The following is a 26,082-nucleotide window of genomic DNA, read 5'->3' on the forward strand; positions in this document are numbered from 1 at the left end:
CCGGCAACGACCATAGGACAGGTCGCCCCCCTCCGCAGCCGCGCATACGGGGGTCCCCGAGCGGGTACCCGGTCGCGTCAGCCGCGACGAGGAGTCCCATGAGCACATCCCCGGACACGCTTGCTCCCCCGCTGGACCAGGACGGGATCTGGTCGGTCGCGGACCACATCGCCCGAGGTCTGCGCGTCGAGCACGCCGACCTGCCCAGCGCCCTCGGCGCGATAATCGACATCGCCGTGGCGACGGTCCCCGGGACGACCTGCGCCGGCATCATCGTCGCCGACACCGACCGGCACCTCACGCCGATGGCGACGGCCGGGTCGATCCCCCTGGAGCTCGACGAGCTGCAGGGGCACCTCGGCCACGGCCCGTGCCTGACGGCGGCGCGCAAGCAGGTGGTCGTCCACATCGAGGACATGGCCACCGACCACCGCTGGCCCGACTTCCGCGGCGGCGCCCGTGACCTGGGCGTGGCGAGCATGTTGTGCCTGCCCCTGCACATCGACGCCCGCTGCCTCGGCGCGCTGAGCCTCTACGCCACCTCCGCCGGGGCGTTCGACCACCGGGCCGAGCTGGTGGCGCAGGTGCTGGCCACCCAGGCGGTGCTCACCCTGGCCGAGCGCCTGCGCACGGACCAGCTGCGGGCGGCGCTGGACCGCCGCGACGTCATCGGCCAGGCGAAGGGGATCCTGATGGAGCGCCACCGGATCACCGCCGACGCCGCCTTCGCGCGGCTCTCGGCCGCGTCCCAGTCGGTGAACCGCAAGCTCGTCGTCGTCGCGGAGCAGCTGGTCAGCACCGGAGCGCTGCCGGGCTGACCCGTGGGGCTCAACGGGCAGCTCTGCCCATCGAGCCCGGCCCCCACCTGCCGGGTGGCGGTGGAGGAGGGAATCCGACGGCTCTGACCGACGACCGACCTGTCCCGGGCCGTCCCTCGGGCCGGGGCCGGGGGGGCGTGGGAGCCTGGTCGGGTGTCGCATCCTGCCGAACCACCCCGTTCCCCGGAGGACGACCCGCCCGCGAGCCGGTGGTCGCGTTACGGCGGGCCGCTGATCCTGGTGCTGGCCGCGGTGTCGTTCGGGTCGGTCGCGGTGAGCACGCTGATCCCGTCCGAGGCCGAGCGGGAGCTGGCGTCGTTCACCCCGTCGGCGGAGCAGCCGGACCCGTCGACCCGGATCCCCGGGATCGTCGTCGGGCCGGGGCCGGGCGTCCCGCCGGTCGGCGGGGTGTCCGGTTCGACGTTCGCGGCGTGCGACGGCGTCGCCCATCCCGACCCGATCCCCGACGCCGAGGCGGTCGGGGCGCTGGAGCGCGGCGCGGTCTGGATCACCTACGACCCCGCCCGCACGGCCCCGGCCACGGTGCGGGCGCTCGCCCTGGACCGTGTGACCGACGCCGACGACCTGCTGATGTCGCCCTACCCCGGCCTCGACAGCCCGATCTCGCTGCAGGCCTGGAACCACCGCCTCGCCCTGGACTCCCCCGACGACCCGCGCTTCGAGCAGTTCATCCGGGCGCTGGCCGCCAACCCCGCCATCGCACCGGACGCCGCCGCCGGGTGCGGTCAGTAGACGTCGCGCACGTAGCGCTTCTCCGCCGCCATCTGCTTGACGTAGGCCGCGGTCCGCTCCTCGTCGAGCCCGCCGTGGGCCGCGACGACGTCGCGCAGCGCCCGGTCGACGTCCTTCGCCATCCGGGACGCGTCGCCGCAGACGTAGAAGTGGGCGCCGTCCTGCAGCCAGCTCCACAGCTGGGCGCCGTGCTCGCGCATGCGGTCCTGGACGTAGACCTTGGCGCGCTGGTCGCGGGAGAACGCGAGGTCGACGCGGTGCAGGGTGCCGTCGGCCCGGTGGGCCTCGATCTCGTCGCGGTAGTAGAAGTCGGTCGCCAGGCGCTGCTCGCCGAAGAACAGCCAGTTCCGCCCCGTGTGGCCGCGGGCGCGGCGCTCCTCCAGGAATCCGACGAACGGTGCGACGCCGGTGCCGGGCCCGACCATGACCATCGGCGTCGACGGGTCGGCGGGCGGGCGGAACCCCGACGACGGCCGCACGGACGTCGGCACCGCGTGCTCCCCGGGGGTGTCGGCGAGGAACGTGGAGCACACCCCGCGCCGCGGGACGCCTCGGCGGCTGGCGAAGCGCACCACGGAGACCGTCAGGCTCACCTCGCGCGGGCTCGACAGCGGGCTCGACGAGATCGAGTACAGGCGCGGCACCAGCCGCCCGAGGACGTCGGCCCACTCCTGCGCCGAGGCGCGCACCGGGTACTCGGTGACGACGTCGGCAGCGTGCCGGTCCCACGTCCACTTCGCGAGCTCGACGCCGTTGCCCCGTCGGGTGAGGTCCTTGAGCTCCCGGTCGGCGGTGCGGTCGGCGACGAAGCCGAGCAGGTCGGTGGTGATCCGGGTGATGTCGAGGTGGCGGTGCAGTGCCTCGCCGAACGGCACGTGGCCGAGCTCCCCGCCGAGGTCGACGGACGCGTCCCCGTCGAGGCCGGTCAGGTCGAGCCACTCCTGCACCAGGTCGCGATGGTTGGCGGGGCGCACGCTCAGCGCGTCGCCGACCTCGTAGCCCAGGTCGCCGACGTCGAGGCTGAAGCGGCGGACCTCCTTCGCCGAGCCGGGCAGGCTCAGCAGGCGGTTGCCGGTCAGGCGGGAGGGCACGGCGACCGGGGTACTGCGGCGCACCGGTGCGGGGGCGGCGGGGACACGGTCGGCGGCGGGGACAGGGTCGGCGGCGGGGACACGGTCGGTGAGCGCGGCGAGGACCTGGTCGAGCCAGGAGCCCGCCGGGCCGTCGTAGTCGGGCTCGCAGTCGACGCGCGGCACCAGCCGGGAACCCCCGAGCTCGTCGAGGCGGGTGTCGAGGCGGCGGCCGTGGCCGCAGAAGTCGCTGTAGCTGGAGTCGCCGAGGGCCAGGACCGCGAACCGGACGTCGTCGAACGGGGCGCGGTCGGGGGCGGCGAGCGCGTCCCAGAAGTCGGTGCCGACGTCGGGGGCGTCGCCGTCGCCGAAGGTGGAGCTGACGACCAGCAGGTCGACGTGCGCGGGCACGTCACCGGGGCCGCACTCGCCCATGCTCCGGACCTGCGGTGACCGCCCGGCCGCCGTCAGCCGCTCCGCGACGACCCCGGCGAGCTCCTCCGCGTTGCCCGTCTGCGACGCCCACAGCACGAGCACCGGACGCCCGGTGTCGGCGACCGGGGCGGGAGCGGGGACACGGGAGAACATCCCCGCCAGCAGGCCGTTGATCCACAGCGTCGTGCCGGGGCCGACGGGGGCGCCGCGCGGCAGCACCGGCACGGTATCCGGCGCGGGGCCGACCCCGGCGAGGAACCCCGCGAGGTAGCGGCGCTCGGACGGGCTGAGCTCGGGTGCGCGCTCGTCGGCCAGCCCCAGAGCGGTCATCAGGTCCGACGGCTGGGCCGCGGCGGCGGAGGCGGCGGGCTCCGGGAGCGGGAGCGTCAGGGGCGCCACCTCCGCGGGCGACCCCACCCGCACCAGCGAGACGGCGCACGCCTTGAACTCCGGCTGGAACGACACCGGGTCGACCGCGTCGTTCGTGACGGCGTTGACGGCCAGGTACTCGCCGAACAGGTCGTTCCAGTGGAACGGTGCGAAGCAGTTCCCCGGCCGCACCCGATCGGTGACCACCGCGGGCAGCACCGCGCGCCCGCGCCGCGACGCCACCGCGACCGCGTCGCCGTCGGCGATGCCGTGCCCGCGGGCGTCGTCGGGATGGATCTCGAGGAACGGGCCGGGGTTGAGCCTGTTCAGCTTCGCGACCTTCGCGGTCTTGGTCAGCGTGTGCCACTGGTGCTGCAGCCGGCCGGTGTTGAGCACGAACGGGAAGTCGTCGTCGGGCAGCTCGGCGGCGGGCAGGTGCGGGCGGGGCAGGAACGCGGCCCGCCCGGACGGCGTCGCGAACCGCAGGCCCTGGCCGGTGCCGAGGTAGCGCGTCGGGTTGCGGTCGGCGGAGCCGGGGGCCGCGGGCCACTGCACCGGGGCCGCGCGCAGCCGCTCGTAGGTGACGCCGCTGACGTCGTAGCCGGTGGCCGGGTTCGCGAACCGGCGGATCTCGTCGAAGACGTCCTCGGCGCAGGAGTAGGTGAACGCGTCCGCGTAGCCCATCGCGCAGGCGATCCGGGCGATGATCGCCCAGTCCGGCAACGCCTCCCCCGGAGCGTCGACGGCCTGTCGCAGCAGGGTGAGCGACCGCTCCGAGTTGATCATCACGCCGTCGACCTCGGCCCACATCGCCGCGGGCAGCACGACGTCGGCGTAGGCGTTGGTCTCGGTCGCGGCGTAGACGTCCTGGGTGACGACGAACTCCGCGGCCTCGAGCCCCGCGATCACCGTGCTGCGGTTGGCCACCGACGCCACCGGGTTCGTGCAGATCACCCAGCAGGCCCGGATCTCCCCGGCCGCCATCCGCTCGAACAGGTCGACGGTGCCGGTGCCGACGTCGGTGCGCAGGGTGCCGTCCGGGAGCGCCCACCGCTCCTCGACGAACGCCCGGTCGGCGTCGACGAGCACCGAGCGCTGTCCCGGCAGGCCCGGGCCCATGTACCCCATCTCGCGCCCGCCCATGGCGTTCGGCTGGCCGGTCAGCGAGAACGGGCCGGACCCCGGACGGCAGATCGCACCGGTGGCCAGGTGCAGGTTGCACAGCGCGTTGGTGTTCCAGACGCCGTGGGTGCTCTGGTTGAGCCCCATCGTCCAGCAGCTCATCCACTCGCCCGCCTCGCCGATCCAGCGGGCGGCGGTGCGGATGTCGTCCTCGGCCAGGCCGGTGATCTCCGCGACCGTCGACGGCGGGTAGTCCGCGAGGAAGCCCTCCATCACGTCCCAGCCGTCGGTGGACGCGGCGACGAACCCGGCGTCGACGTGCCCGTTCCCGACGATCAGGTGCAGCAGCCCGTTGAGCAGCGCCAGGTCGGTGCCCGGACGGATCTGCAGGAACAGGTCGGCCTTGGCGGCGGTGGCCGTCCGGCGGGGGTCGACGACGATCAGCTTCGCGCCCGCCTTGACCCGGTCCATCAGCCGCAGGAACAGGATCGGGTGGCAGTCGGCCATGTTGGCACCGGTGACGAGGAAGACGTCGGCGAGGTCGAGGTCGTCGTAGGACCCGGGCGGGCCGTCGGAGCCCAGCGACTGTTTGTAGCCGGTGCCCGCGCTCGCCATGCACAGCCGCGAGTTCGACTCGATCTGGTTGGTGCGCCAGTACCCCTTGGCCAGCTTGTTGGCCAGGTACTGGGCCTCCAGCGTCATCTGGCCGGAGACGTAGAGCGCGAGCGCGTCGGGGCCGTGCTCGTCGAGGATCGCGCGCAGCCGCCGCGCGGTGGTGGCGATCGCGTCGTCGACCGGGGTGGGATCGGGCTCCCCGCCGCGGTCGGCGCGGACGAGCGCGGTGCCCAGGCGCCCGGGCACGTCGAGCATCTCGGCGCTGGTGGCGCCCTTCGTGCACAGCCGGCCGCGGTTGGCCGGGTGCTCCTTGTCGCCCGCGACCGTCTCGACGCGCCGCGCCCCGGTCGCGTCACGGCCGATCTGCAGCACCATCCCGCACCCGACGCCGCAGTAGGAGCAGACCGATCGGACGCTGTTCGGTTCCCGGTCGGCCACCCGTCAACGGTAGGAAGGTCGTGTTGCCGGGACGTGACGAACGCGGGCGTCGCCGGGTGAGCAGTTCCTCACGGCGGCGCGGAGCGGGCGTGAGCGCCGCTCGAACAGGTGATGCCGTCGTACGACGGATAACGTCCGCGGGGTTCGGCTCGATGGCCAGAGGGAGTCGCGACTACCGTCCGGACCTCTGCTCACACCCGAGGGGGTTCGCACCGTGACCGAGAAGGTGAGCGGTTCGGCGGATCCCCGCCACGTCATGGTCGTGCGGGTCGACCCGTCGGGCATCGTCCGGCTCAGCTGGACGGCGGGGCTGCAGATCACGGGGCGGCTCGCGCAGCAGGCGATGGGGCTCGTCGACATGACCAACGCCGACCGCGAACGGCCCCTGCTGGTGGACATGCGGGGAACCGCGACGCTCTCGCGCGACGCGCGGATGACCTTCCGGCGCAAGTGCTCGGCGTCGCGGATCGCACTGCTCGGACGCTCACCGGTCGACCGGGTGCTCGCCAACTTCGCCATGGGTGTGAGCTCCGTGCCCGTGCCGACCAGGTTCTTCACCTCCGAGACGGCCGCGGTGGCCTGGCTGCACCATGGCGACACCGCCTGACGGCCGGCTCGACCAGCTGGTGGAGCTGGTCCTGCGACTGGCCGCGGGCGAGCGGGGCGCCCGGATGGTCCCCTCACCCGCCTCGGACGAGATCGACGCGGTGACCGTCGGGGTCAACATGCTCGCCGAGGAGCTGCAGGCGCTCAACAGCGATCTGGAGGCCCGGGTGGCGGAGCGGACCGAGCAGCTGGAGCAGGCCCAGCAGCAGCTGGAGCGCCTCGCGTTGTACGACCCGCTCACCGGGCTGGCGAACCGGACGCTGCTCGGCGACCGGATCGGCCGGGCCATGGCCCGCGCCGACCGGGGCGCCGCCCCGCCCGCGGTGCTGCTGCTGGACCTCGACGGGTTCAAGACGGTCAACGACAGCTTCGGCCACAGCGTCGGCGACCTGCTGCTCATCGAGATCGGCCACCGGCTGCGCCGGGTCGTCCGCGACGCCGACACCGTCGCCCGCCTCGGCGGCGACGAGTTCGCCCTGGTCGTCCTCGACGCCACGCCGGAGCAGGTCCTGTCCATGGCCGAACGGATCCGGGCGTCACTGCAGGCGCCGGTCCAGGCCGGGGAGCGGTCGTGCTGGGTGAGCGCGAGCATCGGTGTGTGCTTCGCGGTGCGCGGGCAGGACGCCGACACCCTGCTGCGCGACGCCGACACCGCGATGTACGCGGCGAAGAACGGGGCCCGCGGCTCGGTCCAGATCTTCGAACCCCGGATGCACGCGGCGGCCCTGTCCCGGGTGCGCCTGGCCGAGGACCTGCGCCACGCGATCACGGGCGAGCAGCTCGTCGTCCACTACCAGCCGATCGTCGACCTGGTATCGGGTTACACGACCGGGGTCGAGGCGCTGGTCCGGTGGATGCACCCGCAGCGGGGACCGCTCGCGCCCGCCCACTTCATCGGCGTCGCGGAGGACACCGGCCTGATCGCGGCGCTGGACCGCTGGGTGCTGCGGACCTCGGTGGCCCAGCTCGCGCAGTGGCGGGCCACGTCACCGCGGGCGGCGGGGTTCGCCCTGCACGTCAACGTCTCGCCCGTGGAGCTGCGCACGCCCCTGTTCGCCGACGGGGTGCTGGAGTGCCTCGCCGACCACGGGGTCCCCCCCGCCGACCTCACGCTCGAGGTCACCGAGTCGCAGCTGATGGGCGAGGACGCCGAGACCATCGCGGCGCTCGACCAGCTGCGGACCGCCGGGGTCGGCGTCGCGATCGACGACTTCGGGACGGGCTACTCCTCCGTCGGCTACCTGCGCCGGATGTTCCTCGACATCGTGAAGATCGACCGCTCCCTGATCACGGGCCTCGACTCCGACCCGCAACAGCACCGGGTCGCCGCCGCGATACTGGCCATCGTGGACGCCTTCGGACTCGAGGCCGTCGCCGAGGGGATCGAGACCGCAGAGCAGGCCGAGCAGCTCCGCGCGCTCGGCTGCCGCTTCGGCCAGGGCTTCCTGTGGGGCCCGGCGCTGCCCGGACCGGAGATGGCGCCACTGCTCGGGTTCTCGGCGGCGCTGTCGGAGACCTGAGCGCGGTCAGGTCGCCCCGACCAGACGCAGGGACTGGTCGAACTGCTCCTGGAGCCGGTCGAAGACGGTGTCGACGACCCGGATCGCGCTGTCGCGCTCCCCCGGCGTCAGCGGGAGCCGGGTGAACACGACCGCGTCGGCCTCGGGGTCGGGCGGGAGCCGCGGGTGGGCGAGGCGGTGGCGGTCGGCGAGGTAGTCGAGCCGGACGCCGTCGCGGGCCTCCAGCTCACCGGCGAGCAGGCCGCCGTGGTGGAAGAACGCCTCCCCGCTGCCCTGCAGCGCCTCCACCAGCCAGTACCGGACGACCGGGCTCCGGTGGCGGTACGCGGCCGTCACGAACGCGGCGGTGCTGCGGCGCTGCAGGTCGGTGCGCGGCGCGTACCCGAGCAGGCGCAGCGTCTCCCCCGCCGTGAGCGCGAGCCGCCCGTCGAGGTCCAGTGCGGCGGCGTCGTGGGCGAACAGCCCGTGGTGCGAGGCGAGCAGGCGCACCCGCCGGTTCAGCGCCCGCTCCGGCGGCGTCGCGGGGTCCGGGTAGGTGAGCGCGTAGGTCATGAGGTCGGCGTAGCCCATGATGTCCGGGATCCACAGCGGCAGGAACGCCGCCAGCCGGTCGGCCGCGGATCCGCCGCCGCCGGAGATCCAGGCCGGGAACGGGTGCCCGCGCAGGCCGTCCATCCGCTCGGCGAGCCGTTCCGCGACGGGACGGTGCGCCGGGGACGGAGGAGCGTCCGGTGGGGGCGGGAGGACCGCCGCCACCGTGGTGGCCCGGCGGCGGAGGTCCGCCGCCGGGCTCGGCACGGTGCGGCTCGTGGTGACCCGCTCGGCGTAGGCGAGCAGGTGGTCGTTCTTGTCGGTGAACATGTCGAACACCTCGTGCACCAGCCGCAGCGACTCCACGCGCTGCCGGTCGGTGAGGACCGCCGTCTCGAACAGGTCCTCGGCGTCGATCAGGCCGCCCGTCTCCCGGTCCAGGTGGTAGGGCCCGAAGTAGCGCAGCGCGGCCCCCGTGCGGGCCGCCAGCTCCGCGGCCAGCGGGGCGGTGTGGCCGAAGAAGACGTGCCCGCAGGTCTCGATGGCCTCCATGAACCCGTACCGGACGAGCGGGTCGGTCGTCTCGACGCACATCTGCTGGATCCGCATCGCGTACCGGCGGAACACCTCGGTCTCCGGCGCCGCGTAGTACCAGGCGACGGTGTCCTCGACGCCCCAGCCCAGGTGCTCGTCGAGGCCGAGCTCGGCCCAGTCCTCCAGGAACAGCGCGGAGTGGGTCTCGTCCTCCTCGGTGTGCCGGTTGATGGCCTCCTCGTAGGCGTCGCGCGGCTGCGGGTAGCGCATGAACCAGCGGTTCATGTCCCGGAACCCGAGGATGAAGTTGGCGAACAGCGGGGCGAAGACGAACCGCTCCTCGAGCGGGGCGTCGTCACCGCCCATCCACCGGTAGAGCGGGTGGGCGTCGATCCCGGCGCGGCGGTCGGCGATGGCGGCGAGGACCTGCCGCACGCCTACGCCTTCCCGCCGGGGTGCACGCGCAGGGTCCGCAGCTCCCGGCCGAGCGGCCGGAACACCGTCCAGTCCGGGACGGGGTCGGCCGGCGCCAGGTCCGGGCAGCGGGTGAGCACCGTCCGGAAGAACACCTCGCCCTCCAGCCGGGCCAGCGCCTGGCCCATGCAGCTGTAGGGCCCGACGGTGAACCCGACGTGGCGGTGCGCGTTCGCGCGGCCGATGACGAACTCGTCCGGGTCGGTGAACACCGCGGGGTCGCGGTTGGCGGCGAGCAGCGCGAGCATCACGGTGTCGCCCCGGGGGATCACCGCTCCGCGCAGCGACACGTCCTGGAGCACCATGCGGCGGATCGTCGACACCGGCCCGTGGAACCGCATCATCTCGTCGAACGCCGCGGGGATGCGGGACAGGTCGGCCTGCAGCCGGGCCCGCTCACCGGGGTGGTCGAACAGCAGCTGGATGCCGTTGGCCAGCAGGTTCGCCGTGGTGTGGTACCCGACGACGGTGAACATGATCCCCTGTGAGACGACCTCGGCGTCGCTGTAGCGCAGCGCGGTGCCCGGCCCGGCCATGACGTCGAGCAGCCCGGACCCCTCGCCCCGGCGCGCGGCGTCGACGTGCGGGGCGAGGAACTCGCCCATCTCCAGCATCCCGGCCTGCGACCGGTGCAGCTGCTCGGGCTCCCCCATCTCCAGCAGCTCGGAGATCGCCTGGGACGCGCGCAGCATCAGGTCCATGTCGACGTCGCCGCGCGGGATGCCGAGCAGCTCGCACACCACCGACATCGACAGCGGGTGTGCGACGTCGTTCACCAGGTCGACGACGGACCCCTGGGCCAGTGCCGCGGTGAGCAGGTCGTCCATGATCCGCTCGATCACCGGGAGCTGGTCGAGCACCCGTCGCGGGGAGAAGTACTTCTTGAGCGCCCGCAGGAACACCTCGTGCGCGGCGGGATCGTCGCGCCCGCCCCACTCGGTGAAGATCCGGCGCAGCGGCGCCAGCTCGTGCTGCACGTCGGCGGGCAGCGCCTCGACCTTCTTGTGCTCCTCCACCGCGTGGAAGCGGGGGTCACGCAGCGCGGCCCCGACGTCGTCGTAGCGGGTGAGGATCCAGGAGTCCAGCTCCGGGACGAAGTACACCGGCGCCTGCTCGCGCATCGTGTGCAGCAGGGCGTGCGGGTCGAGGTAGAGGTCGGGGTGGAGGAGGTCGAAACGGGTGCCGGGAACGATCTGGGACGGCATGTACGAGGTCACTCCTGCTCGATCATCGAGGTGCTCGCGTCACTCACTCGATATCTCACTGTAGTCAACCGACTACGCAAAGAGCAGATCTCCGCCGTCGAAGCCCCCGGTCGGACGTACGCCGACAACCCGGACGACGCAGGGCCGCCCCGAACGGCTCTGCCCCGACGCCGGGCCGGCGCGCGCAGGTGGCGGTACCGGCTCACCGCTACTCCTGCTGGGACCCCGTTCCGGCGACATCGCGGGGTCGCCACCCGGGCCGGCACGGGCCAGGTTCTGGAACGGCCGCCCCCGCCGGCGCCCAGGACGAGCACGGAGGTCGATGGCCGGTGTGCACGCGCAACGGGACGACCACCCCGCCGGGGTGCTCGCCCTGCTCGACGGCCTCTCCGAGAACGCACCCGTCGGCTTCACCTACGTCGACACCGACCTGCGCTACCGCCGGGTGAACTCCTCGGCCGCCGCCCTGAACGGCGGATCGGTGCAGGAGCGGATCGGCCGGAGGATCGACGAGGTCCACGGCGAGCCCTGCGGCCCGCAGTTCTCCGCGGCGTGCCGGGAGGTGATCCGCACGGGGCAGGTGCAGCGGGTCCGGATCGAGGGCAGGCCGTGGCACGGCCGCGGGCCGCACCAGGTCTGGAACAGGAGCATCCTCGCGCCGACGGCGGCCCCCTCCCCGACGCGCACCCGGTGCGGGAGAACGGCTTCCCCTCGGCGGTGCACCCCGACGGGCGGCCGGCCGTCGAGGAGCTCTGGTGGAAGGCGGTCGGCGACGGTGCCGTGCAGGACCGGATCGCCCGCCTGCACGTGGCGGGCGGGGTTGTGCCGGAGACCGACTTGTGCCGGAGACCAACCCGCGGCCCACGGTTCGTCCCGCAGCCCGATGGACGGGCACCGGCGCGCTCGTAGCGTCCGGGGGACGGCACGGCTCACCGGGGAGGACGCCTTGAGGACCTACGCACTGGAACGGCCGATCGACGGCCAGGACACCTGGCGCGACCACAAGCGCCACCTGTGGACGCTCGGGCTGATCGTCCCGCTGCTCCCCTTCCTGGCCCTGGCCCTCTACGCGGGGACGGCGCTGGAGGCCACGCTGTGGCTGGGCCCGTTCATCGTGCTCGTCGTGGTGCCCCTGGTCGACCTGGTGGCCGGGCGCGACCACTCCAACCCGCCCGACGAGGTGATGGAGGCGCTGGAGGAGGACCGCTACTACCGCTGGATCACCTACGCGTTCCTCCCGCTGCAGTACGTCGGGCTGGTGCTCGGGATGTGGTTCATCGCGACGCAGGACGCGGGCGTCGCGGGCGAGGTCGGGCTCGCGCTCACGCTCGGCGCCGTGGCCGGCATCGGGATCAACACCGCGCACGAGCTGGGCCACAAGAAGGAGTCCTCGGAGCGCTGGCTGGCCCGGATCGCGCTCGCGCAGTGCTTCTACGGTCACTTCTACATCGAGCACAACCGCGGCCACCACGTCCGCGTCGCCACCCCGGACGATCCCGCGTCGAGCCGGATGGGCGAGAGCTTCTACGCGTTCTGGCCGCGCACCGTCGCCGGGTCGTTGCGCAGCGCGTGGCGGGTGGAGCGCAAGCGGTTCGCCCGCCGCGACCAGCACCCCTACCGGCTGCGCAACGACGTGCTCAACGCGTGGCTGATGTCGGTCGTGCTGTGGGGGGCGCTGATCGCGCTGTTCGGCGTCGGGATCCTGCCGTACCTGGTGATCCAGGCGGCCTTCGGCTTCACGCTGCTGGAGCTCGTCAACTACATGGAGCACTACGGGATGCTGCGGCAGAAGACCGGTCCGCCCGACCGCCGCCGGTTCGAGCGCGTCACGCCCGCGCACTCGTGGAACTCCAACAACATCGCCACCAACGTGCTGCTCTACCACCTGCAGCGCCACAGCGACCACCACGCCAACCCGACGCGGCGCTTCCAGACCCTGCGCGACTTCCCCGAGAGCCCCGTCCTGCCCACCGGCTACACCGGGATGATGGCGCTCGCGGTGATCCCGCCGCTGTTCCGCCGCGTGATGGACCCGCTGGTCGTCGCGCACTACGACGGTGACCTGCGCCGCGCCAACCTCCAGCCCGGCCGGGAGGCCGAACTGCTCGCCCGCTACCCGGTGCCCGGTACGGACACCGTCGACGCGGGGCCGGACACCGCGGCCCCGGCCGTCGGCGACGACGTCGCCGCGGCCCGTTGCCCCGGCTGCGGCCACACCTACGTCGTGGCGCACGGCGACGAGTCGGAGGGTTTCGCTGCGGGCACCTCCTGGTCGGACGTGCCGGATGACTGGACCTGCCCCGACTGCGGGGTCCGCGACAAGGTCGACTTCGTGCCGCTCGCGCGCCTGGACGCCTGACCCCCGTAGATTCCGCCCGTGCCCCCCTCGGCGTCGGACACCCTCGGCCACCTGGCGCAACGGCTGCTGGCCGACTCCACCGCGCTGGTCGCCGGCGTGCTCGAGGAGATCGCGGTCGCGCTGCCCGAGCTGGCCGGTGACCCCCGCCTGCGCGCGGTGCTCGCGGCCACCGTCCAGGACACGATCCGGGCGGGGCTGGACGTGCTGGGGTCGGGTGCGCCGGTGGCCGGGGTCCGCGCCCCGGAGGTCGGGCTCGAGCTCGCGCGGCACCTGGCGCAGCGCGGCGTCCCGATCTCGGTGATGCTGCGCGCCTACCGGCTGGGGCAGGCCGCGTTCCAGCGGGAGCTCATCGACCTGATCGCGGCGACGAGCGCCGACGCGGGCGAGATCGCGGCGGCGGCGCGGGACCTGGCGTCGGTCACGTTCAGCATCGTCGACGCCGTCTCCGAGGAGGTCGTCGCCGCCTACCAGACCGAGCGCGACGGCTGGATGCGGCAGCGCAACACGGCCCGGCTCGCGAAGGTCACCGCGCTGCTCGCCTCCCGGCCCGCCGACTCCGACACCGCACCCGGTTACGACCTCGCCCCGCCCCACGTCGCCGCGGTCCTGTGGTGTGGCCCGGACGTCGACGAGGACGCCCGCCCCGGGCGGCTCGAACGCCTCGTCCCCGAGGTCGCGGCGGCACTGGGCTGCACCCGGCCGCCGCTCGTCGTCGCTCCCGACGCGTCGACGCTGTGGGGGTGGTTCCCCGCGGCATCCGTCCCGGTGGACGCGGTGCGGGCCACGCTGACGGGCGCATTCGCCGCGCTCGGCGACCCCGCCCCCGGACCGGCCGGGTTCCGCGGCTCGCACCGGCAGGCGCGGCAGGGCCAGCAGATCGCCGTCGCCGCCGACCCCCGCAGCGGGCTGCGGCTCATCACCCCGGCGCAGCTCGGCCCGCTGGCGCTGCTCGCCCTCGACCCCTCCACCGCGGCGCACTGGGTGCAGGCCGCGCTCGGTGGCCTCGCCGACGACGACGAACCCGCCGCGCGTCTGCGCGAGACCCTGTGGGTCTACCTGTCGACCGGCAGCAGCCTCGCCGCCGCGGCCGCCGAGCAGCACGTGCACCGCAACACGATCCAGTACCGCGTCCGCCGGGCCGAGCAGGTGCGCGGCCGCCCGCTGTCCGACGGCCGGATCGACGTCGAGGTCGCCCTGCTCGCGTGCCGCCTGCTCGGATCCACGGTCCTCCGACCCGTCCCGGATGCCTAGGAGGGCACCGCGAGGCTCCGGCCGTAGCGAGCAGCGTCCAGGTGGTGGCACCGTACGGCGGAGGATCGGGCCGGTACCGCTGTCGTATCGGTCCGGTCGTCCAACGCGGCGAGGGCGCCGCCCGGGCGTCGCGCAGCAGGCCCGAGCTCGTCAGCGCGCTCCTAGACCGGCCGACGTGCCGCCTGCCTCGGTCCCCCTGCGGAAGCTCGGCCTCCTCACCATCGGTTCGTTCGACGGGGCCGACCCCCGCGCCGGCCACGAGAGCACCCTGGGGGTCATCGAGCTCGGCGAGCGGCTCGGCTTCGACGGGGCCCGGTTGCGCCACCGCCACCTGCAGTACGGCATCTCCTCCCCCGTCGCCGTCATGGCCGCGGCCACCCAGCGCACGAGCCGCATCGAACTGGGCACCGCCGTCACGCCGCTGGGCTGGGAGAACCCACTGCGCCTCGCCGAGGACCTCGCCACCGTCGACGTCCTGTCCGGCGGCCGGATCAACCCCGGCGTGTCCGTGGGCCCGCCGATGCGCTTCGCCGACGTCCGCGACGCGCTCTACCCCGACACCGCCGACGCCGAGGACTTCACCTACGAGCGGGTGCGGCGCTTGGTCGCGCTGATCCGCGGGGAACCGGCGAGCCCGTTCTCCGGCAGGGTCGGCATCGAGGAGTTCTCCGACCGCGTGCAGCCGCACTCCCCCGGCCTCGCCGACCGGATCTGGTACGGCGCCGCGAGCCCCGGATCGGCGCGGTGGGCGGGCGAGCAGGGGCTGTCCCTGCTGACGAGCAGCGTGCTCAAGGCCCCCGGTCCCGACGCCACCGACTTCGCCGCACTCCAGGCCGCCCAGATCGAGACGTTCCGCGCGGCGCACCCCGCCGGGGAGCAGGCGCGGGTCTCGCAGGGGCTCGTCGTCATCCCCACCGACACCGCCACCGCGCAGCAGCGGGCCAAGTACGCCGCCTACGTCGACGCCCGCACCCCGCGCACCGCCCGGCCACAGGGCCCGGCCAGCATGCTGTTCGCCCCCGATGTCCTGGGCTCCTCCGAGCAGGTCGCGGAGACGCTGTACGCCCACGCCGGCTTCCGCGCCGTCGACGAGGTCGTCTTCGCACTGCCGTTCGGCTTCGAGCACGCCGACTACGTGCAGATCCTCACCGACACCGCCACCCGACTGGGCCCGGCGCTGGGCTGGTCACCCCGAACCTGACGCCGCGGACCCCGCGCGACGCAGCGCCGACGCGGTCGCGAGGATCGCCGGGTGCCGTTCGGCCCCGGCCCGGCAGGCGGTCGTGGTGCGGCGGCGGATCGGCAGCGGCGTGAGGACCACCCCGGGCGGCGGGTCACCGGCGGCGAGCTCGGGGACGAGCGCGACCCCGTGCCCCGCCGCGACGAGGGCGAGCACGGCGGTGAAGTCGTCGATCCGGTGGCGGACGGCGGGGGCGAAGCCGGCGGCGTGGCAGGCGCGGACGGTCGTGTCGTGGCACCGGGTGGCCGGGGTCGCCGTGATCCACGGGGCGTGTGCGCAACCGGTGAGCGTCGGCTCCTGCGTCGTCGTCGCCAGCAGCATCACCTCCGTGAACAGCGGCGCCGACGTCGCGATCCCGGGCTCGTCGAGCGCGGGCAGGAGGTCGTAGTCGTGCACGAGGGCGAGATCGAGGTCGCCGGCCCGCAGCGCGTCGCCGACGGCCGCGGGGTCGATCTCGGACAGCCGCGGTTCCAGGCCCGGGTGCTCGGTGCCGAGGAGGGCGAGCGCCGCGACCGCGACCGTGCGGGTGGCGGTCGGGAAGACCCCGATCCGCACCGGACCGGCCGGGCCGTGCCTGCGGTCGGCGAGGTCGGAGGCGGCCTGCTCCAGGCGGTCGAGGATCACCTCGGCGTGCGCGACGAGCGCATGGGCGGCGGGGGTCAGCGCCACCCCGCGCCCGGTCCGCTCCAGCAGCGGGACGCCGGCCTCCCGTTCGAGCGTCGCCAGCTGCTGGGAGACCGCGGACGGGCTGAACACGAGGGCCTCGGCCACCGCGGCGATCGTGCCGCGCAGCGCGAGTTCCCGGAGCAGCCGCAGGCGACGGACGTCGAGCATCGGTTCAGCTTACGAAAGAACAAAGGAAAGCGAACTGGACCTGTCGTGTCTCGGGCGGGACCGTGTCGCCATGACCGACTGGCGCGGCGTCCACGTCCCCCTGATCAGCCCGTTCACGCACTCCGGCCGGCTCGACGAGCACGCGCTGGCCGCACTCGGGAGCGAGGTGCTCGACGCCGGTGCGGCCGGGCTCGTCGCGCTGGGCACGACCGCGGAGCCGGCCGCGCTGAGCCTCGCCGAGCGCCGCGCGGTGATCGACGTGTGCGCCGACCTGTGCCGCGACCGGCCGGTGGGCCTGGTGGTCGGCGCGGGCTCCAACGACACCGCGTCGACCCGCGCGGCGCTGGCGGACCTCGCCCGGTGGCCGGAGATCGACGCCGCCATGGTCACCGTGCCGTACTTCCTGCGCCCGTCCGAGGCGGGCGTCGTCGCCCACGTCACCGAGCTCGCCCGGACCAGCCCGGTCCCCCTGATCGTCTACCACGTCCCGTACCGCACCGGGCTCCCGCTGGGGCCGGGGTGCCTGCGGGAGCTGCTGGGGATCGACGGCGTCGTCGGCATGAAGTACGCGCCCGGCGTGATCGACGCCGGCACCGTCGACCTGCTCGGCGACCTCCCCGATGCGACCGCGGTGCTCGCCGGGGACGACGTCCTCGCCGCACCGCTGCTCGGGCTCGGGGCCCGCGGCGCGGTCCTCGCCTCCGCCCACCTCGCGACGGCGGAGTTCGTGCGGTTCGTCCGTGCCGCCGATCCGGTGGGGCACCGACGGCTCGGACACGCTCTCGCGCGCTGGTCGGCCGCGGCCTTCGCCGAACCCAACCCGGCGGTGGTCAAGGGCGTGCTGCACGCGCTGGGCCGCATCGCGTCACCGCGGCCGCGGCTCCCCCTCCTGCCCGCCCGGCCCGCGACCGTCGAGCACGCCCTGCTGGCCCTGGACCACCTGACCGCCGCTCCGGTCGGTCCTGCTCAGCGCGCGGGCGCGTCCTGACCGCTCGCGTTCCGGCTCGCCGGCAGGGGGACGGCGTCGGCCTCGGGGGTGCCGGGCCGTGGGGTGAAGACGCGTCGGGGAGAACCCCGCCACGGACGGCCTCGCGCTCACCCCGGGTCAGCTGGCGCGGTTCGACGCGGTGACCCCGGCGCCCGGCACGACGACGCCGGCACGGCCACGATCGACCACTGACCGGTCACCGTGGCGGGTCGGCCCGGACGGCCAGCACGTCGGCCGCTACCCGTGCGGTGTCGACGACCTCGCGGGCGACCGCGGCGAGGCGCAGGCGATGGTCCCGGGCGTAGCTGCGGAGCCGGTCGAACGCCTCGTCCATGCCCAGCGGCCCCCGCTCGGCGAGCACCCCCTTGGCCTGCTCGATGATCACGCGGCTGGTCAGGACGGCCTGCAGCTGCTCGCTGACCACCTCCCCGCGGCCGATCGCCCGCTCGGCCAGGATCGCGGTCGTCGCGACGTCGGCCAGCGCCTGCCCCAGGGCCAGGTCCGCGACGGGCAGCGGCCCGGGACGGCGGTGGAACAGGTTCAGCGTGCCGATGGCCTCGCCGCGCAGCCGCAGCGGCAGGGCGTGCACCGAGCCGTACGTCCCGCGTTCGGCGAGGGCCGCGACGAACCGCGGCCACCGGGCCGCCGCGGTCGTGAGGTCGGCGACCGCGACCGGGGTCCCGCTGCGGTGGCACTCCACGCAGGGGCCCTCGTCGGCCTCGAGCTGCAGCAGCTCCATCCAGTCGGACTGCTCGTTGGTCGAGGCCACCACCCGCAGCCGGCCCTGGGGGTCGCCCAGCATGATCCCGGCCGCCTCCGCGGCGAGCAGTTCCACGCAGTAGCCCGCCAACCGGTCGAGCAGGTCGACGACGTCGTAGTCGTCGACCAGGGAGTCGGCGAGATCCACGAACGCGGTGACCACCCGCTCCTCCCGGCCGCCCGGCACGGGGCCGGCTTCCTCGAACTGGTCCGTCATCGGCGCTACCTCATCTCCTCGGTGAACCGCAGCCGCCGCGCGACGACGTCGCGCGCGACGTCGACGAGCAGCCGTTGTTCGACGAACGCGTGGGCGCGCAGCCGCGCCAGTGCCTCGACGGCACCGACCCCCAGCTGGGCGAGCACCATCCCGGTGGCCTGATGGACCTCCGCACGGTGGCCGGACGCCTCGGCCAGCCAGCTCCCCCCGGTCGGGTCCGCGCCGTCCGACCCGTCGACCGGCGCGGGGTCGGTGCGCTGACCGAGCATCATCAGCGCCGCCAGGTCGGCCGCGCTGATCGCGTCGCGGTACTGCGCGGCGTCGAGCCCGCCCGCGGCCAGCCGGTAGAGGTCGAGCACGCCGAGGTTGACGGCGCCCCACTGCAGCGGCAGCGCGAACAGGGCGCCCACCATCGTGCGCTCGGCGACGGCGGCGGCGAACACCGGCCAGCGCGCCGTCTCCGTGCCGTGGTGCAGGTCCGGTACCAGCACCGGGCGTCCGGTCGCCGCCGCCTCCATGCAGGCCCCCTCGTTGAGCGTGAACTGCAGCTCCTCGATCAGCTCCGCCGTGGCGTCGGACGCCCACAGCGTCGTGCGGGACACGGTCGCGGTCAACAACGACAGGACCGCTCCGTCGACGTCGAGGCCGGCCATGCACGCGCGGCAGATGCGCTCCGCGAGCGCGGCGTCGCCGGTCCCGTGCCGGTCGATGGCCAGCAGCGCGCGGGTGGTCGTCCCGGGCTCACCCACGCGGACCCGGGGAAGGCCGCTCGGCGTCGCCGCGGATCTGCTCGTCGCGCTCGGCGACCGTCAGCCCGCCCCAGACCCCGTAGGGCTCCTGCACCGCCAACGCGTGCTCACGGCACGTGTCGAGCACCGGGCATCCCCGGCACACCTGCTTGGCCCGTCTCTCGCGGCCGGCCCTGGCGGGACCGCGTTCCCGGTCGGGGTGGAAGAACAGGTCGCTGTTCATGCCGCGGCACGAGCCGCGCATCTGCCAGTCCCAGATCTCGGCGACCGGTGCGGGGAGCCTGCGGACGTCGGCCATGTCGGGCCTCTCCACTCGACGACGGGAGCCGTCGCCGGTGGTCCGGGGCAACAGGGAGAACGTACCCGCCCGCCGGGGTGGCCCACTCCCCACGTGGGTGCCGGGCCGCCGCCCGTCACCGACGGGCGCTCAGTCCAGGCAGAACTCGTTGCCCTCGGGGTCGGCCATCACGATGAAGCCGGCGCTCAGGGGCGGTGCCGGCTCGTCGCGCCGCACGCGGGTCGCCCCCAGCGCGACGAGCCGCCCGCACTCGGCCTCCAGCGCCGCCATCCGCTCGTCCCCCCGCAGTCCGGGGGCCGCGCGGACGTCGAGGTGCAGTCGGTTCTTCGCGACCTTGCCCTCCGGCACCTGCTGGAAGAACAGCCGCGGCCCGTGTCCGTCCGGATCCTCGACGGCCGAGCTGGAGTTGCGCCGCTCCTCCGGCACACCGACCCGTTCGAGGAACTCGTCCCACGCGGCCAACGGGTCGGCCCCGTCGGGCAGCTCGACACCGGGTGGTGCGGGATGGACGTAACCCACGACGTCGCGCCAGAAGCTGGACAGCCCGCGCGGGTCGTGGGCGTCGAAGGTGACCTGGATGTGCCGGCTCATCGGCCGACCGTAGCGAGCACCCCTGACAGAACCGGGCGGGTCACCCGCCGACCGTCTGTGCCACCTGGGGCACCAGCTGCTCCAGCGCGTAGTCGAGGCTGAGCACGGTCCCCCAGGTGAACGCCCCGGAGAGCACCGGGTCCTCGATCCAGAGCACCTTGCCCGCCTGCACGACGGGCAGCGTCGGGTAAACCGGGTTGGCCTCGACGACGGCGCGCTCCTCCGGCCCGAACCCGACGTTCCAGACCAGCAGGTCGCGGGACAGCTCGCCGATCAGCTCGTCGGAGACGGTGATCTCGCCGAAGTCGTTGGCCGGCACGCCTGCGACCTCGGTCGGCACGGTGAAGCCGAGGTCCCCGAAGAACCGCGCGCGGACGTCGTTGCCCGAGCGGACGATCGACTCACCGGGCTCGAACCGCTCGGCCACCACGGCCTCCTGACCCGCGAACCCGGGGTGGGCCGCGGCCGCGTCGGCGAACTCCTGCTCGAGGTGGTCGACCAGCGCCACCGCGTCGGCCTCGCGTCCCAGCGCCTCCCCGGTCACCCGGGTGGCCTCCTGCCAGGTGATGGTGAAGTCGACGAACTCCTGGTCCGGCACGACGGTCGGGGCGATCCGCGACAGCAGCTCGTACTGCTCCGGGGTGGTGGCGTTGTAGAGGGAGAGGATGAGGTCCGGCTGCAGCGAGGCGATCTCCTCGATCGGCGGCTCGGACTCGTTGCGCACCCCTCCCGCGAGCACCGTCGGCTGCGCGGCACCCAGCTCGTCCTGCGCCCATGGCCAGGTGGCGAACTCGTGGTCGCCGTACCAGGGGTAGACCGCGATCGGGGTGACGCCGAGCGCGAGCAGCGGGTCCTGGTCGGACAGGCCCAGGGTGATCACACGGACCGGCTCGGCCGGGATCTCGGTGCTGCCGTACGCGTGCTCGACGGTCACCGGGAACGCGCCGGCCGCGGCCGGCGCGGCCGGGTCCTCGGGGTCGGTGGCCGCCGGGGCCGCGCACGCGGCGGTGAGCGCGAACGCGGCGAGCAGTACGGGCAACGTCCGGCGGGACATGTCATGACCTCCTGAGGCAAGGAATGCCTAACCTACATCGTCGACGAGATGGCGACGGGAGTGGCTCCGGCGGCGCTCGGCGAGGGGCCCGCTCCGTCGACTCCTGCCGGAACGGCAACGAACTTTGCGTCGCCGGTCCGCGGTGGGCCACGGTGGGCCGATGACCGACGGAACCGTCCCCCCGCCACCCGACACCTACCTCGGCGACCCCGCGGTGCGCGCGGAGTGGGACGGGCGCTATGCGGACCGCGAGAACCTGTGGAGCGGCCGGCCGAACGGCGCGCTCGTCGCGGAGGTCGCGGATCTCCCGGCCGGCCGGGTGCTCGACGTCGGCTGCGGCGAGGGCGCCGACGCCGTCTGGCTCGCCCGCGCCGGATGGGACGTCACCGCGCTCGAGGTCTCCGGGGTGGCGCTGGAGCGGGCGGCCGGGCACGCCCGCGACGCCGGGGTCACCGTCCACCGGGTGCACGCCGGACTGGTGGAGGCGGACCTCCCGGCGGCGTCGTTCGACCTGGTCTCGGCGCAGTACCCGGCCCTGTTGCGCACCCCCGGCGGCGCGGCCGAGCGCGCGCTCCTCACCGCCGTCGCCCCCGGTGGCGTGCTGCTGGTCGTGCACCACGCGGGGGTGGAGGACCACCGCCCCGCCGAGGGCGGCTTCGACCCGGCCGACTACGTCTGGCCCTCGATGATCACCGCCCTGCTCGACGACGACTGGCACGTGGAGGTGGACGAGCAGCGGCCCCGCGTCGTGCCCGAGGGCGGAGCGGGCGCCCACCACGCCGAGGACCTCGTCCTGCGGGCCCGCCGGCTGCGCTGATCCGCCACTCGATCACCCCGAGGTGGCCGGCGGCGGCCCGGCCGACGGGGCGACCGGCGGTCCGGCGGCGGCTCCGGAGTCCGGCACGCCCGCGTAGTCCGGGAGCTCGACACCGTTGATCGCGCGCTCGACCAGCGCCATCAGTGCGTCCATGTCGGGCTCCGGAGCGGGTGCGGCGTCCGGCGCGGTGGCGGCGAGCTGCTCCACGTGCATCCGGCCGATCTCCTGGTTGGCCTCCACGAACGGGCGCATCCGCGCCTCGTACCGGGCGAACCCCGCCTCCGGGTCCCACCCGGCCGCAGCCAGCTCCCCGGCCAGCAGGTACGCGCCGACCAGGGCCAGCCCGGTGCCCTGCCCCGACATCGGCGACGAGCTGAACGCCGCGTCCCCGATCAGCCCCACCCGCCCGCTCGACCAGCGGTCCATCACCACCTGCGCGACCTGGTCGAGGTAGAAGTCCGGGGAGTCGTCCAGGTGCTCGAGGATGCGCGGGGTCGACCAGCCCAGCCCCTCCATCCGCTCACGCAGCAGGCGTTTCTGCGCCGTGACGTCCCGGTGGTCCACGTCGAACCCGGCCGCCGGGAAGGACAGCATCGCCATCACCCGGGTGGCGTCCCCGATGGGCCGGAGGCCGGCCGAACGCCCGGACGCCGGGTCCTGGTAGTCGGTGAGCCAGCGGTCGACACCGAACTCGTTGGGCACGCTGTAGAACGCCAGCACCAGCCCGAGATGGCGGACGAACCGCTCCCGCGGCCCGAACACCGTCGCCCTGAGCCCCGAGTGCAACCCGTCCGCCCCGATCACCAGGTCGAAGCGCCGCCGGTCGCCGCCCGCGAAGACCACCTCGACCCCGTCGGCGTCCTGGGTCAGCTCGGCGATCCGGTCGCCGAAGACGTACTCCACACCGTCGCGGGTGTCGTCGTACAGCACCCGGGACAGGTCCCCGCGCAGGATCTCGATGTCCGCGATGTACCCGTCACCGCCGTCGTCGTCCGCGCGGAAGGTCTCCAGCACGGTCCCGTCCACGTCCACGGTGTACGCGCCCGCGGTGTCGGTGCGGGCCGCGCGCACCGCATCCTCCAGCCCCATGCGCCGGATGACCTCCCTGGCCACCCCGCGCGCATCCACCGCCTGCCCGCCGGGACGCAGGCCTGGAGCCCGCTCGACCACGGTCACCTCGGCGCCGCGCCGACGCAGCCAGTGGGCCAGCGCGGGCCCCGCGATGCTCGCACCCGCCACCAGGACCCTGATATCGCCCACCGGTGCCTCCTTCGTCGCTCGTCCACGGAAGACGCCGACGAGACCCGGAAATCATCGCCCCGCCACGAGCCGCGCGGTTCACCAACTTGTCATGACATGTTGTCGCCCGCGGGCCCGGCCTCGTGCGACGCTGCGGACATGAGTGCACCCGTCGCCGTCCGCTACGCCCGCTGGGACGGTATCGGCCGCCCGTTCGTCGTGGTGCCCGCGACCACCCCGGCCGTCCCCGGGCGCGGCGAGGTCCTCGTGCGGATCGACCTCGCGACGGTGTGCGGCAGCGACCTGCACTCCGTGACCGGGCGGCGACCCACCCCCGCACCGGGCGTGCTGGGTCACGAGCAGGTCGGAACCGTCCTCGCCGTCGGGGAGGGTGCGCCCACCTGCGTCGACGGGTCCCCCGTGGTCCCGGGGCGGCGGGTCGTCTGGTCGGTCACGGCGGCGTGCGGGACGTGCGCCCGGTGCACGCGCGGGATGACCCAGAAGTGTCGGCGGCTGCGCAAGTACGGGCACGAGCCGCTCGACGGGGCGGCGCCCCTGACCGGGGGTTTCGCCACGCACTGCGTGCTGCTGCCCGGCACGGCGATCGTGGAGGTGCCCGACGACGTGCCGGACGTGGTGGCGAGCCCGGCGTCCTGCGCCACGGCGACGGTGGCCGCGGTGCTGCGCGCGGGCGGCGAGCTGACCGGCCGCCGCGTGCTGATCACGGGCGCAGGGATGCTCGGCGTCACCGCGGTGGCGATGGCGGCCACGGCCGGGGCCCGCGTGGTCGCGGTCGACCCCGACCCCGTCCGCCGCGAGCGGGCCGTCCGGTTCGGCGCGCACGAGGTGACCGCGGACGCCGCCGGGACGGAGCCGGTCGACGTGGCCGTGGAGCTGTCCGGGGTGCCGTCCGCGGTGGCGGCCTGCCTGGAGGCGCTCGACGTCGGCGGCGTCGCCGTCCTCGCCGGATCGGTCTCCCCCGGCGACCCGGTGCCGATGGACCCGGAACGCCTGGTCCGCGGCCTGCACACGGTCGTCGGCGTGCACAACTACGGCCCCGCCGACCTGCGGGACGCGATGGACTTCCTGGCCGCCCACCACCGCCGCTACCCGTTCGCCGAACTGGTGGGGGGCCCGTTCGCGCTCGACGACCTCGACCGCGCGATCGTCGCGGCGCGGGCCGGGACCGCCCCCCGGCAGGCGGTCGCCCCCGGGCCGGTCAGAGCCGGGTGACGGGCGCCCGTGAGCTGCGGGTGTTCGTGACGGTCACGGTGGCGACGTCGGAGCGGTAGCGGTCGTCGGACCACTCCAGCGGGCGGCCGGACGAGTCCGACGTCAGCCGCCGCTCGCGGAGCAGGGGGCTCCCCACCGGCACCTCGAGGAGCGCGGAGTCGGTGGCGTCGGCGGCCACCGCGTCGAAGGTGTGGCGGGCCGCGTGCAGGTCGACGCCGTGGGAGGTGAGCAGCGCGTAGATGGAACCGGCGTCGAGATCGGCGTCGAGCAGTGCCCGGCCGACCGACTCGACGTAGGTCATCCGCTCCAGCATCGCCGGCCGCCCGTCGAGCAGCCGCAGCCGTAGGAGCTGCACCGCGGGGGTGTCGTCGTCGAGCTGCAGTGCCGCGGCCACCGCAGGCTCCGGGCGGCGCAGCGCGATCTCCTGCAACCGCTGCCCGGGGACGTGCCCGGTCAGCTCCGCCCGCCGGGTGAACGACTGGAACGACTCGAACGGCTGGGCGGGCACGGCGTCGAGCACGACGGGGCGCTTGCCCTGCCCGCCGCCGATCAGCCCCTCGTCGCGCAGCGCGGCCAGCGCCTGACGCACCGGACCGCGCGAGGCGGCGAACTCCCGGCACAGCTGCGCCTCGGACGGCAGCGACTCCCCGATGCCGATCGCTCCGCTGCGGATCCGGCGGCGCAGTTCGGCGGCGAGCGTCCGGTGGAGGGGGGCGGCCATGAACCTGACTCTACAAGTCGTCGCAGTCGGGTGCCGTCGCCCGGAGAGCGCGAGATGAACGGCAGATGACTTGTCCATACAAGCTATTGCCGGGCCCGTCGGCAACTGCCACGGTTCCTCCCGTGACCCCATCGAGTGACCTGATCGTCGTCGGCGCCGGCATCGTCGGTCTGGCCCACGCCGTGGAGGCGGTCGCCCGCGGGCTGTCGGTCACCGTCGTCGAACGCGACGAGCGGGCGGTCGGGGCGTCGGTGCGCAACTTCGGCCACGGCTGCGTCACCGCCCAGACCGGCGAGGCCCTCGCGTTCGGCGAGCGCGCCCGCGGCACCTGGCTGCGGATGGGCCGCGCGGCCGGCTTCTCCGCGGTCGAGACCGGCACCGTCGTGGTGGCCCGGGCCGCCGAGGAGCTCGCCGCACTGGAGGAGCTGGCCGACGAGCGCGGCGCCGACGACGTGGTGCTGCTCGACGCGGCCGCCGTCGGTGGGCGGGTGCCGGTGACGGGCGCGCTCGGCGGGGCGTTCCTGCCCCGCGACATCCGGGTCGACCCCCGCGCCGCCGCCCCGGCGATCGCCGCGTGGCTCGCCCGGCAGCCCGGAGTCACGTTCCACTGGGCGACGCCGGTGCTCGGCGTCGACGAGGGGGTCGTCCGCACCGGCCGCGGCGAGCTCCGCGCCGACCGCGTCGTCGTCTGCACCGGGCACGACCTGGACCGCCTACTGCCCGAGGTGGCCGAGGAGGCCGGACTGCAGCGCTGCGTGCTGCAGATGCTGCAGGTCCGGGCACCGGGCCTGCGGATCGACCCGGCCGTACTCACGGGCAGCTCGATGCTCCGCTACCCCGCCCTGTCCCGGACGGCCGGTGCGCGGGCGCTACGCGGGCGCTGGGCGGACGAGCGACCCGACCTCCTCGGCGCGGTCGTGAACCACATGCTCACCCAGCGTCCCGACGGGGATCTCGTCGTCGGCGACACCCACTCCTACGCCCGCACCCACCCGCCCTTCTCCGACGAGTCCCTCGACGAGCTGCTGCTCGCCGAGACCCGGTCCCTGCTCGGCGTCCACGACCTGCGTGTCGTGCACCGCTGGCGGGGCGTCTACGCGAGCGCGGAGGGCGAGTTCCTCCGCGCGCGGGTCGCACCGGGCGTCACGGCGGTGTCCGTGACGTCGGGCATCGGCATGACCACCGCCTTCGGCCTCGCCCCCTCCGTCCTCGACTCCTTCTAGGTCCACCCCCACTCCCGGA

22 protein-coding genes and 1 pseudogene are annotated in these 26,082 nt (G+C 74.4%); 12 read left to right on the plus strand and 11 right to left on the minus strand.

Annotation, left to right across the window (positions count from 1 at the left end):
• Positions 1 to 98: 98 nt before the first annotated feature.
• On the plus strand, positions 99 to 818 hold the full coding sequence (locus tag I4I81_RS13815) for a GAF and ANTAR domain-containing protein (RefSeq protein ID WP_218604137.1): 720 nt from the start codon (positions 99 to 101) through the stop codon (positions 816 to 818).
• Between the two features lie 153 nt (positions 819 to 971).
• A complete protein-coding gene (locus tag I4I81_RS13820; RefSeq protein ID WP_218616082.1) occupies positions 972 to 1,571 on the plus strand; it encodes a thioredoxin-like domain-containing protein in 600 nt (199 codons plus the stop codon).
• On the opposite strand, the gene I4I81_RS13825 is transcribed toward I4I81_RS13820, so the two are convergent.
• Positions 1,565 to 5,620 (minus strand): bifunctional nitrate reductase/sulfite reductase flavoprotein subunit alpha, encoded by a 4,056-nt coding sequence (locus I4I81_RS13825; RefSeq protein WP_218616083.1) that lies wholly within the window; start codon positions 5,618 to 5,620, stop codon positions 1,565 to 1,567. The genes I4I81_RS13820 and I4I81_RS13825 overlap by 7 nt on opposite strands.
• A gap of 214 nt (positions 5,621 to 5,834) precedes the next feature.
• Here I4I81_RS13825 and I4I81_RS13830 point away from each other — a divergent pair, with 214 nt between their 5' ends.
• On the plus strand, positions 5,835 to 6,227 hold the full coding sequence (locus tag I4I81_RS13830) for a DUF7793 family protein (protein WP_218605580.1): 393 nt from the start codon (positions 5,835 to 5,837) through the stop codon (positions 6,225 to 6,227).
• Positions 6,211 to 7,746 (plus strand): putative bifunctional diguanylate cyclase/phosphodiesterase, encoded by a 1,536-nt coding sequence (locus I4I81_RS13835; RefSeq protein WP_218605579.1) that lies wholly within the window; start codon positions 6,211 to 6,213, stop codon positions 7,744 to 7,746. The genes I4I81_RS13830 and I4I81_RS13835 overlap by 17 nt, the downstream gene beginning before the upstream one ends.
• 6 nt (positions 7,747 to 7,752) lie before the next feature.
• Here the strand turns inward: I4I81_RS13835 and I4I81_RS13840 are convergent, their stop codons facing one another.
• Complete coding sequence (locus tag I4I81_RS13840) at positions 7,753 to 9,246, minus strand: hypothetical protein (protein WP_218616084.1); 1,494 nt, start codon at positions 9,244 to 9,246, stop codon at positions 7,753 to 7,755.
• A 2-nt stretch (positions 9,247 to 9,248) separates the two neighbouring features.
• Positions 9,249 to 10,490, minus strand: a complete 1,242-nt coding sequence (locus I4I81_RS13845) for a cytochrome P450 (protein WP_218603314.1) — start codon at positions 10,488 to 10,490, stop codon at positions 9,249 to 9,251.
• 322 nt (positions 10,491 to 10,812) lie between these two features.
• Here I4I81_RS13845 and I4I81_RS31580 point away from each other — a divergent pair.
• From I4I81_RS31580 to I4I81_RS13865, 4 genes and pseudogenes are all read left to right on the plus strand, one after another.
• Positions 10,813 to 11,082, plus strand: a pseudogene (locus I4I81_RS31580) (PAS domain-containing protein); the annotation flags it as partial.
• Positions 11,083 to 11,436: 354 nt separating this feature from the next.
• Positions 11,437 to 12,849 carry a fatty acid desaturase gene (locus I4I81_RS13855; protein WP_225925539.1) on the plus strand — a complete coding sequence of 471 codons (1,413 nt, stop codon included), beginning with the start codon at positions 11,437 to 11,439 and terminating at the stop codon, positions 12,847 to 12,849.
• 18 nt (positions 12,850 to 12,867) lie between these two features.
• Complete coding sequence (locus I4I81_RS13860; protein WP_226363929.1) at positions 12,868 to 14,100, plus strand: PucR family transcriptional regulator; 1,233 nt, start codon at positions 12,868 to 12,870, stop codon at positions 14,098 to 14,100.
• Between the two features lie 175 nt (positions 14,101 to 14,275).
• A complete protein-coding gene (locus I4I81_RS13865) occupies positions 14,276 to 15,301 on the plus strand; it encodes an LLM class flavin-dependent oxidoreductase (RefSeq protein WP_226363930.1) in 1,026 nt (341 codons plus the stop codon).
• Here I4I81_RS13865 and I4I81_RS13870 read toward each other — a convergent pair.
• Positions 15,287 to 16,174, minus strand: coding sequence for a LysR family transcriptional regulator (locus I4I81_RS13870; RefSeq protein WP_218603317.1), 888 nt, complete (start codon positions 16,172 to 16,174; stop codon positions 15,287 to 15,289). The two genes, I4I81_RS13865 and I4I81_RS13870, sit on opposite strands and share 15 nt — an antisense overlap.
• Before the next feature lie 70 nt (positions 16,175 to 16,244).
• On the opposite strand from I4I81_RS13870, the gene I4I81_RS13875 reads away from it, so the two are divergent.
• The gene (locus I4I81_RS13875) at positions 16,245 to 17,162 is read left to right on the plus strand and encodes a dihydrodipicolinate synthase family protein (protein WP_218603318.1); all 918 of its coding nucleotides are present in this window, start codon (positions 16,245 to 16,247) and stop codon (positions 17,160 to 17,162) included.
• A gap of 196 nt (positions 17,163 to 17,358) precedes the next feature.
• Here the strand turns inward: I4I81_RS13875 and I4I81_RS13880 are convergent, their stop codons facing one another.
• From I4I81_RS13880 to I4I81_RS13900, 5 genes are all read right to left on the minus strand, one after another.
• Entirely contained in the window at positions 17,359 to 18,138 is a 780-nt protein-coding gene (locus tag I4I81_RS13880) for a GAF and ANTAR domain-containing protein (RefSeq protein ID WP_218603319.1), read from the minus strand.
• 5 nt (positions 18,139 to 18,143) lie between these two features.
• Positions 18,144 to 18,887 (minus strand): GAF and ANTAR domain-containing protein, encoded by a 744-nt coding sequence (locus I4I81_RS13885; protein WP_218603320.1) that lies wholly within the window; start codon positions 18,885 to 18,887, stop codon positions 18,144 to 18,146.
• The gene (locus tag I4I81_RS13890; protein WP_218603325.1) at positions 18,880 to 19,185 is read right to left on the minus strand and encodes a WhiB family transcriptional regulator; all 306 of its coding nucleotides are present in this window, start codon (positions 19,183 to 19,185) and stop codon (positions 18,880 to 18,882) included. Before I4I81_RS13890 ends, I4I81_RS13885 begins: the two co-directional genes overlap by 8 nt.
• Before the next feature lie 129 nt (positions 19,186 to 19,314).
• Positions 19,315 to 19,776, minus strand: coding sequence for a VOC family protein (locus I4I81_RS13895; RefSeq protein ID WP_218603321.1), 462 nt, complete (start codon positions 19,774 to 19,776; stop codon positions 19,315 to 19,317).
• A gap of 40 nt (positions 19,777 to 19,816) precedes the next feature.
• Entirely contained in the window at positions 19,817 to 20,830 is a 1,014-nt protein-coding gene (locus I4I81_RS13900) for an iron-siderophore ABC transporter substrate-binding protein (protein ID WP_218603322.1), read from the minus strand.
• 160 nt (positions 20,831 to 20,990) lie between these two features.
• On the opposite strand from I4I81_RS13900, the gene I4I81_RS13905 reads away from it, so the two are divergent.
• Positions 20,991 to 21,647 carry a class I SAM-dependent methyltransferase gene (locus tag I4I81_RS13905; RefSeq protein ID WP_218603323.1) on the plus strand — a complete coding sequence of 219 codons (657 nt, stop codon included), beginning with the start codon at positions 20,991 to 20,993 and terminating at the stop codon, positions 21,645 to 21,647.
• Positions 21,648 to 21,659: 12 nt separating this feature from the next.
• Here I4I81_RS13905 and I4I81_RS13910 read toward each other — a convergent pair whose 3' ends face one another.
• Positions 21,660 to 22,907, minus strand: a complete 1,248-nt coding sequence (locus tag I4I81_RS13910) for an FAD-dependent monooxygenase (RefSeq protein WP_218616085.1) — start codon at positions 22,905 to 22,907, stop codon at positions 21,660 to 21,662.
• A gap of 138 nt (positions 22,908 to 23,045) precedes the next feature.
• Between I4I81_RS13910 and I4I81_RS13915 the strand changes: the two genes are divergently transcribed.
• Complete coding sequence (locus tag I4I81_RS13915; RefSeq protein ID WP_218605968.1) at positions 23,046 to 24,119, plus strand: zinc-binding dehydrogenase; 1,074 nt, start codon at positions 23,046 to 23,048, stop codon at positions 24,117 to 24,119.
• On the opposite strand, the gene I4I81_RS13920 is transcribed toward I4I81_RS13915, so the two are convergent.
• Positions 24,106 to 24,840 carry a GntR family transcriptional regulator gene (locus I4I81_RS13920; RefSeq protein ID WP_218605969.1) on the minus strand — a complete coding sequence of 245 codons (735 nt, stop codon included), beginning with the start codon at positions 24,838 to 24,840 and terminating at the stop codon, positions 24,106 to 24,108. The genes I4I81_RS13915 and I4I81_RS13920 overlap by 14 nt on opposite strands.
• Positions 24,841 to 24,962: 122 nt before the next feature.
• Between I4I81_RS13920 and I4I81_RS13925 the strand changes: the two genes are divergently transcribed.
• Complete coding sequence (locus I4I81_RS13925; protein ID WP_226363931.1) at positions 24,963 to 26,063, plus strand: TIGR03364 family FAD-dependent oxidoreductase; 1,101 nt, start codon at positions 24,963 to 24,965, stop codon at positions 26,061 to 26,063.
• The last annotated feature ends 19 nt before the right edge of the window (positions 26,064 to 26,082 follow it).

It is taken from the genome of Pseudonocardia abyssalis (genome assembly GCF_019263705.2).
Lineage (GTDB): Bacteria > Actinomycetota > Actinomycetes > Mycobacteriales > Pseudonocardiaceae > Pseudonocardia > Pseudonocardia abyssalis.